The organism is Vibrio sp. SCP2 (genome assembly GCF_059295395.1).
Map to the genome: position 1 here is coordinate 416,125 of NZ_JCAFVV010000001.1, position 18,941 is coordinate 435,065.

Consider the following 18,941-nt stretch of genomic DNA (forward strand, 5'->3'; position numbering starts at 1 on the left):
CAAGTTATCTTGAGGTTTTAGAGTAGCACCAAGTTGGCGAATATACATAAGGAAAATTCAATGAACCTACTCGCAAAAAGCAGAACCTTACCTTATCTTTCCGGACGCTTTTTTGATGGTATTTCATCTGGCTTGTTTATGATGGCCCTGCCTTGGGTCATGCTTGAATCAGAAAACATGGGCACCTTTGTCGCCCTAATCGCACTCGCCTGTACCGCAACCTCGTTTGTCCTTACCCCATTTTTCTCTACTTTGATCGACAGACACTCGCGTAAGTCACTACTGGTTTTAGTCCAATTGATTCAGTCCGCAACTGCTATGGTTGTCTTCTTTTCTTATTGGCTGTCTGACGGATCACATTGGTTACTTGCTGCAGCACAACTTGTGTTCTGGGTAACGAGCAATCTAGCTTGGACGACCAATAATGCATTTACTCAAGAAAACTACGATTTGCATGAATACGCTTCTATCTCAGGCAAGCAAGAAATTGTGATGCAAGGAACAACTCTTGGTGCTGGTGCATTGGGCGTCATATTGCTGCAAGCATGGGGCATGCTTGAATTCGCAGCTTTCGCAGCGAGCGCTTCGGGTATCGCTGCGCTTAGCTACATAGTAACGCTTTACCGTAGAAAATTACGTAGCACACACAAGGCGCCCTTTCTGGAACAGATGAAAGAAAGTAAGAGTATTTTCGCTAAGCAACCACGTTTCTATGCCTTTATCATGCTCTCTTGCCTTTCCTATCCGATACTGACCTTTTTAGGCAAGTTGGTTCCGATTTGGTTTGCAGAAAATGGGATTTCAGGTGATTGGTATGCAGGCTATAACATCACTTTTGGTTTAGGTTCACTGCTCACAGGTGTATTACTTAGCAAACTGTTGACATTAACCTCACACCAAACAACCATGCAGTATTCCATGGCGGTAGTGGCGCTTACCCTAGTCGGCATGAGTTTCTCGCAACATCCTGGCTATATCTTGCTATTTACTCTGTTTTTTGGATTCTTTAACGCATTAAATCGCATCGCACGTACCAATTGGATGCACCACACTATTGAGGTCAATCAACGTGGTCGAGTGGATGGAGGCTTAGCTATGTTCTCAACTTCGGTGCAAAGCATCAGCTATGTTGTGATTGCGGCTTTGGCTCACTACGGTACAACTCAATATGGGTTTATGCTGGCCGCCGCCGTTATGTTTGTCGCCGTCGGTGTGATGATTAGACTTAACCAAAGAAACGAACTAGAGCCATTACTGGTTTCTTAGCTTAAGTAGATTAGGCTCGTAATTTAGCGAGCCAATCTGCCGAAATTAGCCATATAGTGCCAGATTTTCTTGATATCTTGTTCGTCAAAGTTCATCTGATAAATGGCTCTAGAAAGATCTATTGGCTTTATCTTATTGTTAGTCGCTAGCTTTACAGCCAGCTCGATGAAACGCCCGCCTCTGTAACTAGGGTTGTCATTAACGTCTTGGACATCTAAAACGTATCCGCTATGCCATTCTAAAACACATGGCAGTTTGTTAGCCCATACCTCGACCTCTGTGCCCTTGAAGCTTGGGTCAAGAACCAATACTTCAACGTCTTTAGCAAGGTTCAACTCACCATGGATTTGCGCTTCAACATATCTATCGAGCTCATCTCCAGTAAACGCTTGTGCCATTTTGACTAAAGATTTAACGGAGCTGGATGTAGCGAAATTGCTAGGATGATAGTAGCTATCTGGATAGCAATAACTGATTCTTTCTAACACTTTACGATTTAATCGAAAGTAACTTGAACCAAATCGAGGGGCTGCTCCGTATTCGCTTTCAAGAAAGTTCAAAGCACCATATTTAGGCCTCTGATGTGCTTCGCAAGTATCATAAACACCACCAAATACGCGTTGCTCCCATAGCCAGCGTTCTCCACCATTAAATGCCGTTAAACCACCGTTACTCGTTTGTGTTTCGAACTGAGACTTCAAAACCCCATCATGCGCTAGTTGCTCGATCAACGGTCGTCCATCGTGGGTAAAACGATCGGGGTGAAAATTAATCGTCACGGCATAAGGACATAACGAAGTATTCTGTGAAGACTTGTCGCGTATCGCCTGAAGTGCTCTGTGATAAATATCTTGTGCCATTGTCTATTTCTATCCCAAAAAATCTAGATAACGACCACCTCGACATCGACAAAAGGATATTTACTGCTCAGCACTTGAGTGAGTTTCGTTTTTTGCTCACGCCATATTGCCTCATCGTGTTGTTGCAACTGCTGTAGCGACACACCAATCACGACTAGGTAACTTGATCCGGTTTTACTGATATTGAGCTTTTCTATCTCTTGATTAGCAAAATGATCTGTCACTAACGTCGAAATCTCTTGATGCTGCTGCTCATTTTGCAGTTTACCACCCGCAAGTTCAACAAACGCCTCGCGAATAATGCCAATCGGCTGACCTATCATCAGCAGTGCTAAAATTAAAACTAATAACGCATCGCCAATATAAAGCAGGAAATCAAATTGGCTGCCAACTTGAACGTAACCAATAACAACCAAAATAGCGCCGGTCGAAGCAGAAAGTACCCCGTCAATCAGTGAAGATTTTTGATCGACCTTTAACATCGAGCTGCTGTTAGCGATCTTCTTATTCTGAAAGTAGTAAAAAGCAGATAGCCCCCAACAAATCGCCACCATAGCAATCGCATAATAGACAATCACACCGGTTTTAATCATTGTGAGCTGAGCTCCATTTAAATAGCTAACAATTTTTGACCCGTTGCTGACGATTGCCGATATAACAACACCTAGCAGCAACAAACCTTTCATTAAGCTGTATAGTGCCTCTGTAACGTACAGGCCAAAAGGATAAGTTTCATTACGTAACGATTTTATTTGAGTAATTTTCAGCGCCACAATCGCAGTAAGAAACAAGATAAAAGACATATTGCCATCAAGCAGCAAAGCCTCTGAGCCAGATAAGTTGTAAGCTGCCCAACCTGAAAACGCCATCACCAAGTTAGCCGCTATTCCTAACTTTAATGCGCGCTTCTCTGTTTGAGCAATTTGATCTTTCATCCCAATATCCTTTTCCACTTCTACAAGCTAAGTGTGTTAAATCAAGACTGACATTCTAGTTACGACTTACCCGACTCGCAATACGCGAAACCTCGCTATAAAAGAGTGAGTTCTCTTTGAGCACAGCCAAATAGGCAATTATCCGCAGACATGTTACAAATTCTGTTAATCATTTTTGAAATAAATACAAAATATTGATTATTAGCCACCCAAATCAGAAACTTGCTCAAGAAATTTGAGATATCACGACTTGCATGGTTTTCAAAAAGAGCATATATTTTCTTGTAGTTTCATATTTGAGAAGAATACTTACCCGTTAAGGTTTCCATCGATGCAAGATAATTACCAAGACAGAATCATTGCTCTTTTGAAAGAGCGTGGAGAAAACAACGCGTCACTGGCACAAGGTATCGGCAAAGGCAAAGCAACCATCGGCCGCTACCTTTCAAAATCAAGCAACCGTACTTACCCAAGCTTAGAAGAGCTTTCTGATATTGCTCGCTTTCTTGATGTTGAACCACACTGGCTTTGCTTTGGAATTGGTGACAAGTCAACAGATAAAGAGACAATTAACCTACTGTCTGACTCGGAAGCTGCTACCGTTAATATCTATAAGCGTACAGATGTACATAAGCATCTAACTACTGCAGACGCGACACCTGTAGACACTATGCCTGTAGCAAAAGAATATGCAGATTGCTTCGGTGTGGTCTATCCAGTAACAGGATCAATGTCGAGAACATGGAGTTGCTACGCACTTATTACCAAAGAGAAAGAGTGGGCGAACGATGATATTGTTCTGGCTCGCATTGGTAGTAATCCGACTCCCGACTTTTTCACATTGGTTAAAATCGCTGACAAAGTTCACGTTTGGTATGGTGAAGATACTGATCGCAACCCGATCAACACCATTGATGAATCTGAAATTGAAGTTATTGGCGTAGTACGCTGGGGTGTTTGGGCTAGGCGCAGCTAATCCAATATCCAGATAGTAGAAGAGGCACTAATCAGTGCCTCTTTTTGTTTTATATTAGTCAAGTTTGAATCGACCCACGATTCCGGTCAATTTCTGGTTCATGTCAGAGATATTCTGAGCTTCTTCAAGAGCCTGTTGACCATTACTGTCCAACTCACCAACGATGTCATTAATCGCCGACATATTGCGGCTCAACTCCTGAGTCACGCTACTTTGCTCTTCCGCCGCTGTCGCAATCTGGGTGCTCAGGTCGTTGATGTCGGTAACAAACTCTGTCATCACATCTAGGCTCTCTGCTACTTCACCGGCACCCTCTGCGGTTTGCGCACATTTCTGCTTGGTCGAGTCCATTGAATCGACAACCGATTGGCTACCGCGCAGCAAACTCGCAAGCGCTGCCTCGATTTCTTCGGTACTGGTTTTCGTTCTGCTTGCAAGATTACGTACCTCATCAGCTACAACCGCAAAGCCTCGACCTTGTTCCCCTGCACGCGCTGCTTCAATTGCCGCATTTAGGGCTAGTAAGTTAGTTTGCTCTGCAATATCACCGATAACACCCAAAATAGTGTTGATACCATCCGTCTCTGACGCCATGTTGTTAACATTGTCTGAAGCGGTACTGACATCATCGACTAACTCCTGAACGTTGTTTTGCGCCTGTGTGACTGTATTCTTTGAGGTTGTGCTCGCCTCACTCGCTTTATGTGTAAGCTGAGCGGTATTCGCTGCATCCGTCGCCATAGATTCTGCGGTTGAGTTCATCTCTTCAATTGCAGTAACAACCTGCTCGGTTTCCTGAACATGGTTTTGAAGAATGACGCTGTTGCGTTGACTCTGGTCCTTCATTCGATCGACGTTTTCATTCAGGTGGTCAGTGACTTCTCTTATCTCTAACAGCATGTTTTGCAAGTTGGCGATAAACGCATTGACGCCTTCGGATATTTGCCCAAGATCATCATTGGTTTTCACCTCAATGCGTTGGGTTAGGTCACCATTACCTTGACTCAAACCAGCAATGGTCTCTTTCAGTACCAGTATAGGTCGGTACAACACATTCATGATTAGTAGTGCCAGAATCACACTGATCACCGTGGCAACTAGCGCAGTAGTGATGGCAGATGTCTTCGCCGAAGCGAGATCAGCAAAAACAATGTCCTTTTCTAGACCAACAACAAAATACCAACTCTTACCCGCGATGTTGATTTGATGCGAGAAAAACAATTTATCTTTATCTCCCATGAGCCCATCAAATACCGACGCATTAACGCCAAGTGATTGCTTTGCAACGTCACTAAGCCAAGGGTATTTATCTGATTTTTCGCCAGCTTTTACCTCGTCGAATGATGATGCAAGAATGGTTTTATCGTGGTTAATAATCATCGCAATCGCGCCCGGTATCTCGTTCGCATTTTTGACGATTTCGTTGAGAAAGCCGAGCTGCATATCGGCAGAGATCATGCCGCTAAATGTCTTACGAACAATGGATACCCAATAGGTGTCCCCATCACTGTCTAGGTATGGTTCAGTCATAGCCGCAGTGGTACTTTGCCTACCAAGCTGATACCAACTTCGCGTTGTAACATCACCATCGTATTTATGGTTCGGCCAAGTTTTTGCGGTTTGGTTCCAATACGCATCACCATTGGTAAACCCAACAACCGAACTATTCAGATTCATCCCGCCTGCAATCAGGTGGGTCAATTGAATGAAATCTTGTTCTGTTCCCGTAATAGGCTCACTTTCGAACTGTTTGCCAAGCTTATCTAAACCTGCCACTTTCTCATTGAGTTTACTGGCGATTTGCTCTGCCTGACTCTCTACATACTCTTGGTTGCTGTTGGTAATAAGTTCTACCAACGTTTCTTTCTGATCAATATAAGCAACATAGCTAGACACAGAGACCGAAAAAACAACCAGAGCAATAATGGAGATAAGAAGTAGTTTTCTAAACCCTAAATTCCTCATTACAAACAACCCTTTTTTAGTCAATTAGTTATTAAGCGACTTGAAGTACGTCAACTTTAGTTAATTATTAAAATTATTATTAAAGTGTGGCTGTTATATGACAAAAATCCAGATTTGAAATGCAATAATCACATTAATGATAGATAAATCATTAATGTGATTAATATCAGTAAGTAAAATGTGATTTAGCTTGTTGATGTCCCAAAAGTGGGACGACTAACGTTAGGAATAAATAGTGTCAGACCAGCGCGCTAGTCCAGCGGTGACCGAACCAAAGTAATTACCACTCACGATTGGCGTGGTCGGCAGTATCGCGCTCACCGCCCCTCTTAAAATTGGTGAGCGTGCAGAGCCCCCTGTCATATAAACGACATCTGGCTCAATCCCACTCTGGTTTATTGCTTCTTTAACTAGTGCTTTAATCTTCTCTGTCGGGACTGAAATAGCCTCTTCCATATCCGATTTTAAAACAGGGATTGAAACCAACTCATTGAGCAATTGAATTTTCGCTTGGTAGCTGTCGTCTTCGCCCAAAGCAATTTTGGTTTGCTCTGCCTCTCGGATGACGGCATAACCCAGTGTGCCCTGATATAGTTCGAATAGTCGGCGCAATTTATCCGGGGTCTGCGCTTCTTTAATTAGCAGTTGCAGCTGTTTGCGATTGTCGTGACCATAGAACTTACGCTGCGCTTGAACATCATTAATAGCAATGGGATTCCAAAACTGGGTTGTCGGTACTTCTAACCCTGCTAGATTTTGCGTTCCCATACCAAACTCAGGCATAAACTGCTTAAACGCGGTAAAAATATCAAGATCGTTACCACCCACCATTTGACCTGAGTGGGCTAACAGCGAGTCTCTACGTTCGCGTTTGCCCGCCCATGTTGGCCCCATGCGTAAAAAAGAGCAGTCTGTGGTACCACCACCAATATCCACGACCAAGACATTTTTGTCCTGATCCAATGATGCTTCATAATCCAACCCGGCGGCAACGGGTTCAAACTGAAATTCGACGTCTTTGAATCCCGCCCTTAGAGCGGCGCGACGCAAGATGCCTTCGGCTTGAATGTTAGACTCTTCTCCACCTCGACCAAGAAAGTTCACCGGGCGACCGATCACGGTTTGAGTCACCTCTTGTTCTAGAGCCGCCTCTGTTCGTTGGCGAATGTTCGCCATCATGGCACACACCAGATCCTCAAAAAATGACAACTGCATATCGCGCAGCCCCATTGCACCTAAAAACGATTTAGGCGATTTAACGTAGTAAACGTCTTGAGGATCTTCTAAATAGAGGTTGAGCGCTTCATGACCAAACTTAACATCATCACTACGAACATCGAGGCCTTCTTCGGCATTGAGTTTAATCGCACGACGAAGCATCTGTTCTCCCGCTGCATCAGAGGGCTTAATTCCTAGGATTCTAAATAGGTATTCCGACACCACTTCTGACGTTGGAGCACAAAGGGTCGAAGGAATATAGTAATCTTCTCCCACCAAAGGAATCTGTTTCACCTGTCCATCGACTAGCGTTGCGACTGAGCAATTCGCGGTTCCATAATCAAATCCAATAGACATAGTGGCAGCACCTCTTCACTGTAACGAAATCTGATACCAATCGGCATAAAATAGGTGATCAGATATTTATTCTGCTTGGTATTAAGCCTTATTTTGGCGAGCCAGATAGTAGAACCTACACTGGTAGACAGGTCAATAGCGATAAAGGCTTCTTTTTTAAATACCTAAATTCATTTAGAGTGATTGAAGAATAAATGAGCGAAGGAATCGTGGTCGGTGAATTTAAGACAGCTTGAAGTGTTTTATGCAGTAATGAAGACTGGCACCGTTTCAGGTGCGGCAAAACAGCTTTTTGTTTCCCAGCCCAATGTTACCCGCGTTTTGTCTCACACCGAACAGCAATTAGGTTTCGCGCTATTTGAGCGTGTTAAAGGGCGTTTAATCCCAACTAGAGAAGCTAATTTTCTGTTACCTGAAGCTGAAAAGGTTTATCAACAACTTGGACAGTTTAGAAACCTGACTAACAAGATAAAAGCAGGAGAAAAACACCTGACAATTGGCGCTCCGCCTATTCTTGCGACCATCTTACTTGCCCCCATCGTAGATAAAATTTGCCGCGAAACCGATTATACCGTTGAAATTTCTACCGGTAACCGAGACGAGTTATGTGATGCTTTGATCAAAAATGAGGTGGATCTGGCGATTGGTTTTGGTGACGAAACGCCACCAGCAATAGTGAGAAGCGAACTGCTAGACCAAGAGATGACGGTATTAACGCCGCTGAAGAGTACTACTCAAGCTAGCTATTCACTTTCAGAACTTATAGAGAATGAATACCCCTTAGTTGGGCTAGATACTCGCGATCCATTAGGGTTGCGACTTCACCAAGCTATTCATGCGGTAGACGCCAGCTATCACTCTAAAATCTCAGTAAGAAGCTACAGCGCAGCTGCAGAACTTGTCACGTATGGAAACTGTAACGCGGTCGTGGACCCATGGACAGCGCAGCATTATCAGAACAAGGTGCAAACCGCTCAACTCGAACCTGCCATTAGAGTCTCCGTTTCTCTACTTCATGCAGAGCACTACCCATTATCGATCGCGGCCAAGTGGTTTGTCGAACAGCTTTACTCCAGCCTATAACCTAACGTTATACCCAACAAAAAAATAAGCATTCGAAACTGACTCTACGCCTAGTTACAGTCTTGTTATTGCAAACAATCAATAACAGGGATGCTTATGTCAATTGCTCAACCTTACCTTCTCTTTCTTGGCGATGTCACTGATCCAATCGCAGCCAAAACAGCCCGTGGCATTGCCTTGTGGCGCCCAGAAACCTGTAAAGGGCAACTGAGGCTGAGCGAAGAAGCCGTATCATTAGATTTACCAGAGTTATCGTTGCAACAAGCAAAAGAGCAAGGCGTCAAAACCCTTGTCATAGGCACCGCTAATGCAGGTGGCGTTATACCTGAGAGCTGGAAAAACACGTTAATTCAAGCAGCTGAAATGGGCTTCAATATTGCGTCTGGAATGCATAGCCGCCTATCCGATATTCCTCAGTTAAAATTGCTTGAAGAACAAGGCAAATGCCAGCTTCACGATGTACGCCACTTTGACGAATCACTTGCAGTCGGGAGTGGTAAAAAACGTCTAGGTAAGCGCCTTTTAACCGTGGGCACCGATTGCTCTGTTGGCAAAATGTTTACTGCCCTCGCACTTGAAAGTGCTCTCAATAAGCACTCCGTAGATGCGCGATTTAAGGCCACTGGGCAAACGGGCATTTTGATTGAAGGCTCAGGCATTTCAGTCGATGCCGTAGTAGCAGATTTTATTTCTGGTGCAGTAGAAGCGATTAGCCCTGACTTTACAGACCACGAGTGGGATATTATCGAAGGCCAAGGCTCACTATTTAATCCTTCTTTTGCAGGCGTCAGTTTGGGGTTACTTCATGGCGCTCAGGCCGACGCTTTGGTGCTTTGTCACGAAATCGGTCGCCCGCATATTCGTCATTTACCTCATTGCCCTGTCCCTTCAATCGAGGAGACACTATCAGCTAACTTAGCCGCTGCTAAGCTCACCAATCCCAATGTTCAGATTGTCGGCATAAGCTTAAACACCTCTGCAATCAGTGAAGAGGAAGCGCGCGCTTTATGCGCCGATTGGCAAGAGCAATTCAATTTACCTGTGACAGACCCTGTACGCTTTGGTATTGATTCTATTGCACACCATATTGCCCAGCTTTAAAGGTGAGTAAGATGCACATTGAAGCCCAAGCTCACTCAATTAAGCTTGCCACACCGTTTGTTATTTCTCGTGGTGCCCGGACTCACTGTAATGTCGTTCGAGTGACGATTAGTTTGGGCAATTGGCAAGGCGTCGGTGAATGTACTCCTTACCCACGTTATGAGGAAAGTGTTGAATCCGTACTAGAACAAATCGAAACTTGGCAAGTGAATTTAAAGCACTTAACTCCAGTACAAGCCAAGCTGCAATTGCAAAACTTTCCTGCTGGTGCAGCACGTAATGCCTTGGACTGCGCATTGTGGGCGTTAATTTGCGATATGGATGAACTCGACTTTCCCGCACCTTACTTCGACGTTAACCCCAATATAGAAACGGCAATGACGGTATCTATAGGCAGTGCAGAAGTCATGGGAGAACAAGCGCGCCAATATGCCCAACAAGGGGCGACCTTACTCAAGGTTAAACTTGATGAGTCAGACATAGAACATAGGGTTGCAGCTGTAAGGCAAGCCGCGCCAAATTGCAAAATCATTCTTGATGCCAATGAAGCTTGGCACGATATGGAATTAGAGTCGCTGTTTCAGCGTCTCGCTCACTATGATATCGCGATGATTGAACAACCTGTTCCTGCTGGTCAGGATGAGTTATTGCAAGGCATTGCTCATCCCATACCGCTATGTGCTGATGAGAGCTGTCATACCAAACAAGACCTATCTTCACTAAAAGACTGCTATGAGATGATCAACATCAAGCTAGATAAAACTGGCGGGCTCACCGAAGCGTTTGCACTTGAAGCTCAAGCGCGCTCGCTTGGGTTTGGTATCATGGTTGGCTGCATGTTAGGCACTTCCATTGCCATGAAAGCGGCTTTGCCAATCGCGACGCGTGCAGAAATCGTCGATCTAGATGGCCCTGTTTTACTAGGTCAAGATGTGGAAAATGGATTGAGATACAGTGAAGGCAAATTGCATTTATTGTAAACAACAAAAAGGCAGCCATTTAGGCTGCCTTGGTTATTCTACTTACTGTTACACATCGAGTGACATGCCTATTTGACTGAGCTTGGTTTTGAATTCATCAACGCTTGATGCTTCGTAGGTGGGTGAGCCGTTAAAGTATCTTGGTTTTTCAGGAAGCATCGCGTTCTTTAGCGCTTTTTCTTGGTCAATATCATCATGATATACGGTGACGCGATTAGGGATGTCCTGTTGGAATTTCGCCATTGTGTTCTCCTTTCCTCTGACGTTTTACTCAAATAAAGCTTAGGAAATCTCCTCCAAGTGTCAAAGTGAACTTTCGTACCAGAAAACACTATAAGACTCTTGGTTAGCATCTGATATTAAAGAGAAACTAATCAGTATGGCTAACAATAAAAGGCTCGCACAATTAGTGAATCTGTGAGCCTATACCAATTTTTACGTAAATTTATTAACTTATTTAACTGAAGTAAATGCAGGAATAATATAGTCCTCCATTATTTCTTGATACGGTGTCGGTCCATTCATTTGCCACGCCGTTCGCGCCACGACTAAGTTGAGTTCATCCACCACAGCGACTATCTGTCCACCATATCCCAAGCCATAAGCAACAGAGTAAGTTTTCCCATCTACTTCAGCATCACTTAACCACCAGTAATATCCGTAGCTAACGCCCCTATCACGGGTTTTTAAATACTTTTGTGTCGAGCGTTTAATCCAACCTTCAGGCAAAATTCGTTCGCCTTGCCACACTCCGTCTTGTGCGACCAGTTGACCGACCTTTAGCATGTCTCGTGGTCGCATATAACCACCACCAGCAGCATTACTCACACCACCAGCCTGCATTGACATGTAAGCGTTTTGAAAACAAAGCATATTAAGAGGGCTAGAGCGCCAATAGTCTGCGAAGTTTTTCTTTCCGCTCTGTTGGGCGACAATTTCTCCAACAATAGTCACTAGACCACCGTTGTACTGGAACATGCTGCCAGGTTGTACGGCAAGCTCACGATCTAAAATAAACTCGACAGGATCGTTTTTTGCCATTTCAATTGAGCGAACATTATTTGGATTGCCATAAGGGATACTCCACTCATCCCAGTTGAGGCCAGCGCCCATTGACAAGAAATGATGTAATGTCAGCTCGGATTTATCCTGTTGAAGAAACTTGGCATAAGCAGGCATGAGGTCTGCTATTTTTGTTTGATAGCCTTCGACCAGCTCTTGTTTTATCGCAGAGCCAGCTGCGAGGGAAGTTAAGCTTTTACTGATCGATTGTATCGTATGAGGAAAGTCTGCTTGCCAACCCCCAAAGTACTTTTCAATGACTAATTTACCATCCTTAGCGACCAGTAGACTGTCTGTATTCGCATAGAGGGAATCTGATTGTTGGCTTAGTTCAACAAGCGATTTTATTACGCTTTGGTCATAGCGGATATTACTGTCAGTTTGCCACTCTTGATTTTCACAGCTGGTTTCGTTACTCAAGTTACTCCACCAGTAGTCGTCAAATAACATAGGAACGTTGAGCTCATGACTATTGACATCGGCACGTCCAAACAAGCTTTTAAATTCGCTGTATTGGAATCTTCCGGATTGGTACACCCCGTCTTTTTGGTGATAGAAAGAGCCTGATAAAGGAACATTTGGGTCTAGCGCATTAAACTCCCCTTTATCGTTGACCTCTATTGGGACAACGCCCCATGCGCTGTAAAGGTATTGGTTGCCGTTTTGTTCATAAAAGAACATATTTTGCGCTTCAGCTTTTCCCGCTTCATACATTCCATGATGTGCTGTGAGCGTTTCTGCTTGCACATGGGATAAGAGTAAAGCCGTACAAGTAACCACAGAAAAGGCTTTGTGAATCCGCCATCGTTTAGCTGTTATCATCATCCTGACTCCTGATTAGTTTTCTCATTCCCATTCTAAATAATTCTATTTTAATACAACCATTTACTAAGCAAATATGCGAGACCAAACGCGATAAATCTTATCAATGCCAAACTTTATATTGGTGGAAGGTTGCTAGAATTCAGGCGAAATTGTTTAACTAAAATCACACTTTCTTTTTCTACGCCCCCTATAGTTTAAAAAGGGATGAGTTGGCTCTCCCCCGCTTGTTTTAGCCTTTGACAAAACAACAATTGGCTACCCTACACAATGAAAAAACACAATATTTATCAAGTCTTCACTCGGCTATTTGGCAATACCCATCGAACCAATATTCCTTGGGGAACCGTTGAACAAAATGGCGTCGGGAAATTCAGCGATTTTACTGATAAGGCGCTGGTCGAGATTAAAAAGCTTGGCATCACACATGTCTGGTATACGGGGGTTCCCCATCATGCTGTTATTGGTGACTACAGTGAGGTAGGTATCAGCAATGACCACCCAAGCGTGGTCAAAGGGCGTGCAGGGTCACCTTACGCGGTAAAAGATTACTACTCGGTCAATCCCGATTTAGCCGACAACCCTAGCGAGCGCAACCAAGAGTTTGCAGCGCTGATTGAAAGAACGCATAACGCGGGCATGAAGGTCATCATCGACATCGTACCCAACCATGTTGCGCGCGTTTACAAGGGGCTGAACAACCCCAAAGGCGTCAGCGACTTTGGTGCCCATGATAACACTAGCCTTGCTTACGCCAAAGATAACAACTTCTACTATATCCCCAATCAAGCGTTTGAGTTGCCTGATACTCTACTTGAGGAGCCGCCACTTGGTGGTGAAAAACATCCAGATCTTGTCGATCCGTATTATGAGTTTCCCGCAAAGTGGACAGGCAATGGTTCGCGCCTTGCTAAACCTAATCATGATGATTGGTATGAAACGGTCAAAGTTAACTATGGGGTAAAACCCGACGGCAGCAAAGACTTTGCAACACTACCTGAAGACTATCGCTTTAAATCAGCTAACGAACACCTAGAGTTTTGGTCAGACAAGCAAGTGCCCGACTCTTGGATTAAGTTCCGCGATATCGCACTGTATTGGCTTGAACAAGGCGTCGATGGTTTCCGTTACGATATGGCAGAAATGGTGCCTGTCGAGTTTTGGAGTTTTATGAACTCGTCGATTAAACACGTTAATCCAGATGCTTTCCTCATGGCGGAGGTCTATCAACCGGACTTATATCGCGACTATATTCAGCTGGGCAAGATGGACTATTTATACGACAAAGTCGATCTTTATGATTCACTCAAAGAGGTGATTCAGGACAAGGGCTCGACCAAAGAGATTGGACGCATACAGCATGAGCTGCGCGATATAGAGCACCATATGCTCCACTTCCTTGATAACCACGACGAACAGCGCGTGGCTTCGCCTGAGTTTGCAGGCAGTGGCGAGAAAGGCAAGCCTGCCATGTTGGTATCGGCGTGTTTATCTACCTCACCGACCATGATTTATTTTGGTCAAGAGGTTGGTGAAGCGGGCGCTGAAATGGCAGGGTTTGGTCAACCATCACGAACTTCAATTTTTGACTATATTGGTGTCCCTGCCCACCAGCGCTGGATGAATGAAGGACGTTTTGATAGCGGCCTTCTTTCACCATCAGAACTCGAACTAAGAAACTTCTACAGCACACTGCTTAACCTAACGTTGAACCATTCAGCCCTATGTGGCGAGTACCATGACTTATACGCCGCCAATTTTGATAACTTCGCGGATATGCAGGATAAACTGTATGCGTTTGCTCGTTCCGACGATGAACAAGCCATCATCATCGCCACTAACTTTAGTGACAAGCAGTCGAAGCAACTCAAGCTAATTATCCCAAATAACCTTGTGGAGCTGTGGCAATTAAGTGATGGGCAATACCCTCTCGTTGATAAACTCAATCAGCAAACGTATCGCCTCAAGGTCGACGAAAGCTGCGCAAGGATCGAATTAGATCTTGCTCCATTGGCAACCCATTTCCTATGTTTAGATAATCTCAACCAGTTGAGAGGTTAAGATGAAGTCACTACCATTTATCTATCATGGACAATCTGTTGACTGGCTAACACGCGAAGACAATAAACTCAATGTCACCTTAGCCACCGAGAAAGCCGTCAACTTTACCAAAGTCTTGCTGCGCCATGAGCCAGATAATGAAGAATACTTGGTCGAGATGACGTTAAGCAAAACCACTGAACACTTAACGTACTGGCAAGCGAGTTTCCCTCTCAACAATGACCGAGATGTCTCGCACTACACTTTCAAGCTTTTGACTGAGTGCGGGCAATACTGGCTTGATGCCAAAGGAGTCTCAAAGCGAGTTTCACCAAAAGAGACTCACTTTAAATACAATGCACACCACCAACCGCCGAACTGGGTGCAAGAGCAGGTTTTCTATCAGATCTTCCCTGACCGTTTTTGCAATGGCAAACCTGAAATCAGCGTTAAAGAGGGAGAATACGTAGTCTCCGGCGGGACAAAATCGGTCGTGACTAAGCAATGGGGTGAACCCGTAGATACCGAAGGCGGAAACGCGGGTTGCGAGTTCTACGGCGGGGACTTATACGGCGTTGAAGATAAACTCGACTATTTGCAAAACCTTGGGGTAACTGCGCTCTACTTAAACCCAATTTTCACTGCGCCAAGTAACCACAAGTACGATACCTCTGATTACCTGCAAGTTGACCCCCATTTAGGCAGCAATGAGCACTTTGCCAGCCTTTGCCAGCAACTGCGTGATAGAGAGATGAAAATCATGCTCGATGCGGTGTTTAACCATACGTCAACAGAGCATCCGTGGTTTAATTTACAAGGGTTACAGGATAGCCTTGGTGCCTATCAATCACCGGATTCTCCGTATCGGGATTACTATTTCTTTAATGGTGATAGCCAAGACTACGTCGGCTGGAAGGGAATTCCATCACTCCCTGTACTGAACTTTGAAAACCAGCAGGTGAAAGACTATATCTACGCCAGCGATGAAGCGGTCATCAAACACTGGTTGAGGCCGCCATATCAAATCGATGCGTGGCGCTTTGATGTGATTCATATGCTTGGTGAAGGCGAAGGCGCGACAAATAATGCCCACTATGTCAAAGCATTCAGAGATTCAGCGAAGCAAGTGAATCCAAATTGTTATGTACTCGGAGAGCACTTCTTTGAAGCGACACAGTGGTTGCAGGGCGATCAAGAAGATGGCGCGATGAACTACTACGGCTTTGCCCATCCTGTAAGAGCTTTATTAGCCAAACTCGATATTGCCTTTGACCCTATCGATATCAGTATCGGGGAGTTTATCGATTGGCAAGCAGAAGCAAGAGCTAAACTGCCATGGCAAAACCAACTAGCCCAGTTAAACCAGCTAGATAGCCATGACACGGCGCGCTTCCTTGAACTCGTTAAACATGACCCTCGCCTATTTAAGCTGGCAAGTGTGTTGCTGTTTAGTTACGTTGGTACGCCATGCGTCTACTATGGCACAGAACTCGGTATGGTGGGGAGCCATGACCCTGACAATCGCCGCACAATGCCTTGGGAACAGATGGATAACTCCGAGTATCTTGACTGGTTTAAGAAGTTGATTGCTCTAAGAAAAACGAACTCTGCCCTACAGAAAGGTGACTATATTCCCGTCCATCACGATGATGACTGTTTTGTTTTTGCACGTAAACTAGACGGCAATACCATGCTCTGTGCCTTCAACTTATGCGAGAAAACAGTCCACCGCCAACTGCCAGTCTGGCGAGCTGATATACACTCATGTACTTTCAATGGACAACTCTGTGGTGAGGTATCTTACGCCTCTAACGGCCTATTGAACCTTTCAATGCCACCTCGCTCAGCACTGCTGCTGTTAAAAGAGGAGTCCTAGGGTCTGTTGACCTTAACTTCACACTATGAAGGATAAAACCAGCGGCGCATTTTCTTTGATGCGCCGTTTTCTTTGAACACAAGCACATCTTTAACGTCTGATATAGTTTTTTCCTATACATTGCTTTCGATAATCTATTTTCTCATTAGCTGGAGGAGAGGTAGCCTTATCTTAAAGTTAATGACATGGATTGATATTGATGAACAAGTTCCTGAAACCTCTTTCTATTTGTACTCTGGCAGTATTGGCTTCAAGCCCTGTTATGGCGATGACCGAAGGTGAAATCACGATTTGGATCAACGGTGATAAAAGCTACGAAGGTTTAGCTGAAATTGGTAGACAGTTTGAAGAAGATACTGGGGTCAAAGTCATTGTTCAGCACCCTGAATCTTTAGAAGAACGATTTGAAAAAGTCGCCGCGAAAGGAATGGGGCCAGATATTATTATTTGGGCACATGACCGATTCGGTGGCTATGCAGAGGCTGGCCTTCTAAAGGAGCTCAATCCTAGCCAAGAATTTAAAAACAAACTCATCGATTTCAGTTGGGATGCGGTCACGGTTAACGGCAAGATTATGGGTTACCCAATCGCCATTGAGACACCTTCGCTTATCTACAACAAAGACTTATTGCCCGAGCCGCCAAAAACATGGGAAGAGCTCGCCGCTATTCACAAAAACATGGCAGAGCAAGGTAAACAAGCCATTATGTGGGACGTAAAGAACGCCTACTTTACTTGGCCAATGATTTCGTCGGGCGGCGCCTACGCATTTGAAAAGGTCGATGGCGGCTATAATGGCTCAAAGACCGGCGTGAATAATGAAGCGGGTATTAAGGGACTTCAGTTTCTTGTCGACATGGTGAACCAAGGCGTCGTCAATCCCGATATGGATTACTCAGTGTCCGAAGCTGCCTTTAGCAAAGGTGAAGTTGCCATGACAATTAATGGCCCTTGGTCTTGGGGCAACCTAGATAAAATGGGGCTGAACTATGGCGTGGCCGAGCTTCCAACCCTAAATGGCGGTAAGGGTAATCCGTTTGTCGGCGTCCTCAGTGCAGGTATTAATGCTGGGAGCCCAAATGAAGATTTAGCCGTCGAACTATTAGAAAACTACTTGTTCGTTGATGACGCGTTAAAAATCATGAATGACGACAAACCGCTTGGTGCCGTCACACTAAAAAGCTTCCAGAAAATCCTAGAAAGCGATGAGCGAATCAAGGCAACAATGACCAATGCTGAAAATGGCGAGATCATGCCTAACATTCCGCAGATGACTGCTTACTGGTTTGCCGAAGGAGCAGCTATTGATAACGCAATGCAAGGAAAACAAACGGTAAAACAAGCCCTTGATACGGCAGCGAAACAGATCATTAAATAATATCGACTTACTTTCTTCTTTTAACTTGTTCAGTCCTTTTGCCGAGAGTTTAACTCTCGGCTTTTTTTATAATCAGATCAATTAAGGCTTGGGTTGGTTTGGTAAAGTCACCTACCTTAGTGTAAATCCCTACCTGACCAAGCTGCTCTTTGTTTAGCCATAACAGGGCTAAACCTTGGTTAACAAAATACGTCTCCATTTCAGAGGTATAAGGCATAATCGCATTACTCATTTTAACCATATCAATACTGGCTGAGAGCGAATCTAGCTCATACGTAACTTGGGTATTTTGCGCAGCAACGGTGAACAGTTCCGCCCCCTCTTCTGTAAGTACATCGCCATGGCGAGCATGGTCAGGCGTAACCTTAACCAGCGGATAGTCTTTGGTTTTATCAGCAATATTGGCTTCGCCTCTTAAAGGGTGCTCCGGTCGAACGTACCAAGCTTCACGTTCCTGAAAGAGCGGAATAAAACGAACACGATGACGTGTGTTAATACCGATAATTTCATGACCAACAAACAGGTCAATATCGTCGTTGATCAGGTGATGGAGCATCGACAAGCCATTACCAAATTCGATGTGCATTGAACTGTTAGGAAATTTCTTTGTGAATTGCTGAACCGCTTCCGCGCCAAAGCATTGCCACCAAGCTTCCCCAATACCCAGTTTAACCTTACCACCGCTTCTGAGCTTCATATCCGACATTTGATGCATCATCTGGGTGTGCTTTTCTTGCACCTCCTGAACATAGCGAAAGTACACCCAACCATATTCTGTAAGCTCGACACCTTTTGACCTTCTGACGAACAAGTCGGCTCCCAGCTGCTCTTCTAACTTTTTAATTGCTGTCGTCAAGGAAGGCTGACTAATAAAGAGCTTATCAGCAGCGGCTTTTATGCTGCCCTGCCGCGCAACTTCATAGAAATAACGATATTGCTTATCCATACTTTCACGCATCCGTTTTCTGAAGGCTAAAGCCTAGCGTGTGGTATTGATTTTTTCTATAGGGCAATTCAAACAA

The 18,941-nt window shown here is 44.5% G+C and carries 15 protein-coding genes; 8 read left to right on the forward strand and 7 right to left on the reverse strand.

From position 1 onward, the window contains the following. The first annotated feature begins 60 nt into the window (after window positions 1-60). Window positions 61-1,266 (forward strand): MFS transporter, encoded by a 1,206-nt coding sequence (locus tag AC5O63_RS02050; protein ID WP_494503730.1) that lies wholly within the window; start codon window positions 61-63, stop codon window positions 1,264-1,266. 23 nt (window positions 1,267-1,289) lie between these two features. Here AC5O63_RS02050 and AC5O63_RS02055 read toward each other — a convergent pair whose 3' ends face one another. After that, on the reverse strand, window positions 1,290-2,126 hold the full coding sequence (locus AC5O63_RS02055; RefSeq protein ID WP_494503731.1) for a DUF3626 domain-containing protein: 837 nt from the start codon (window positions 2,124-2,126) through the stop codon (window positions 1,290-1,292). 23 nt (window positions 2,127-2,149) lie between these two features. Next, window positions 2,150-3,061 carry a cation efflux transmembrane domain-containing protein gene (locus tag AC5O63_RS02060; protein WP_494503732.1) on the reverse strand — a complete coding sequence of 304 codons (912 nt, stop codon included), beginning with the start codon at window positions 3,059-3,061 and terminating at the stop codon, window positions 2,150-2,152. 331 nt (window positions 3,062-3,392) lie between these two features. Between AC5O63_RS02060 and AC5O63_RS02065 the strand changes: the two genes are divergently transcribed. Next, window positions 3,393-4,037 carry a helix-turn-helix domain-containing protein gene (locus AC5O63_RS02065; RefSeq protein WP_494503733.1) on the forward strand — a complete coding sequence of 215 codons (645 nt, stop codon included), beginning with the start codon at window positions 3,393-3,395 and terminating at the stop codon, window positions 4,035-4,037. A gap of 54 nt (window positions 4,038-4,091) precedes the next feature. Here AC5O63_RS02065 and AC5O63_RS02070 read toward each other — a convergent pair whose 3' ends face one another. Both AC5O63_RS02070 and yegD read right to left on the reverse strand, forming a co-directional pair. Beyond that, window positions 4,092-6,002 carry a methyl-accepting chemotaxis protein gene (locus AC5O63_RS02070; protein ID WP_494503734.1) on the reverse strand — a complete coding sequence of 637 codons (1,911 nt, stop codon included), beginning with the start codon at window positions 6,000-6,002 and terminating at the stop codon, window positions 4,092-4,094. A gap of 222 nt (window positions 6,003-6,224) precedes the next feature. Continuing rightward, window positions 6,225-7,577 (reverse strand): molecular chaperone, encoded by a 1,353-nt coding sequence (yegD, locus tag AC5O63_RS02075; RefSeq protein WP_494503735.1) that lies wholly within the window; start codon window positions 7,575-7,577, stop codon window positions 6,225-6,227. A gap of 216 nt (window positions 7,578-7,793) precedes the next feature. Here yegD and AC5O63_RS02080 point away from each other — a divergent pair, with 216 nt between their 5' ends. From AC5O63_RS02080 to dgcA, 3 genes are all read left to right on the forward strand, one after another. Continuing rightward, window positions 7,794-8,660 (forward strand): LysR family transcriptional regulator, encoded by an 867-nt coding sequence (locus tag AC5O63_RS02080; RefSeq protein WP_494503736.1) that lies wholly within the window; start codon window positions 7,794-7,796, stop codon window positions 8,658-8,660. Window positions 8,661-8,756: 96 nt separating this feature from the next. Further along, entirely contained in the window at window positions 8,757-9,761 is a 1,005-nt protein-coding gene (dgcN, locus tag AC5O63_RS02085) for an N-acetyltransferase DgcN (RefSeq protein WP_494503737.1), read from the forward strand. 11 nt (window positions 9,762-9,772) lie between these two features. Then, window positions 9,773-10,741 (forward strand): N-acetyl-D-Glu racemase DgcA, encoded by a 969-nt coding sequence (dgcA, locus tag AC5O63_RS02090; protein WP_494503738.1) that lies wholly within the window; start codon window positions 9,773-9,775, stop codon window positions 10,739-10,741. A gap of 48 nt (window positions 10,742-10,789) precedes the next feature. Here the strand turns inward: dgcA and AC5O63_RS02095 are convergent, their stop codons facing one another. Together AC5O63_RS02095 and AC5O63_RS02100 are read right to left on the reverse strand one after the other, a co-directional pair. Beyond that, window positions 10,790-10,984: a hypothetical protein gene (locus AC5O63_RS02095; RefSeq protein WP_004749433.1), complete on the reverse strand. Its 195-nt coding sequence runs from the start codon at window positions 10,982-10,984 to the stop codon at window positions 10,790-10,792. Window positions 10,985-11,194: 210 nt separating this feature from the next. Further along, window positions 11,195-12,628 (reverse strand): serine hydrolase domain-containing protein, encoded by a 1,434-nt coding sequence (locus tag AC5O63_RS02100; RefSeq protein ID WP_494503739.1) that lies wholly within the window; start codon window positions 12,626-12,628, stop codon window positions 11,195-11,197. 267 nt (window positions 12,629-12,895) lie between these two features. Here AC5O63_RS02100 and AC5O63_RS02105 point away from each other — a divergent pair, with 267 nt between their 5' ends. The 3 genes from AC5O63_RS02105 (at window position 12,896) to malE (ending at window position 17,919) form a co-directional block, all read left to right on the forward strand. Then, window positions 12,896-14,686: an alpha-amylase family glycosyl hydrolase gene (locus AC5O63_RS02105; protein ID WP_494503740.1), complete on the forward strand. Its 1,791-nt coding sequence runs from the start codon at window positions 12,896-12,898 to the stop codon at window positions 14,684-14,686. 1 nt (window position 14,687) lies between these two features. Then, window positions 14,688-16,541, forward strand: a complete 1,854-nt coding sequence (malZ, locus tag AC5O63_RS02110) for a maltodextrin glucosidase (RefSeq protein WP_494503741.1) — start codon at window positions 14,688-14,690, stop codon at window positions 16,539-16,541. Between the two features lie 199 nt (window positions 16,542-16,740). Continuing rightward, entirely contained in the window at window positions 16,741-17,919 is a 1,179-nt protein-coding gene (malE, locus tag AC5O63_RS02115) for a maltose/maltodextrin ABC transporter substrate-binding protein MalE (RefSeq protein WP_494503742.1), read from the forward strand. Between the two features lie 49 nt (window positions 17,920-17,968). Here malE and AC5O63_RS02120 read toward each other — a convergent pair whose 3' ends face one another. Continuing rightward, complete coding sequence (locus tag AC5O63_RS02120) at window positions 17,969-18,865, reverse strand: LysR family transcriptional regulator (protein ID WP_494503743.1); 897 nt, start codon at window positions 18,863-18,865, stop codon at window positions 17,969-17,971. Between the last annotated feature and the right edge of the window lie 76 nt (window positions 18,866-18,941).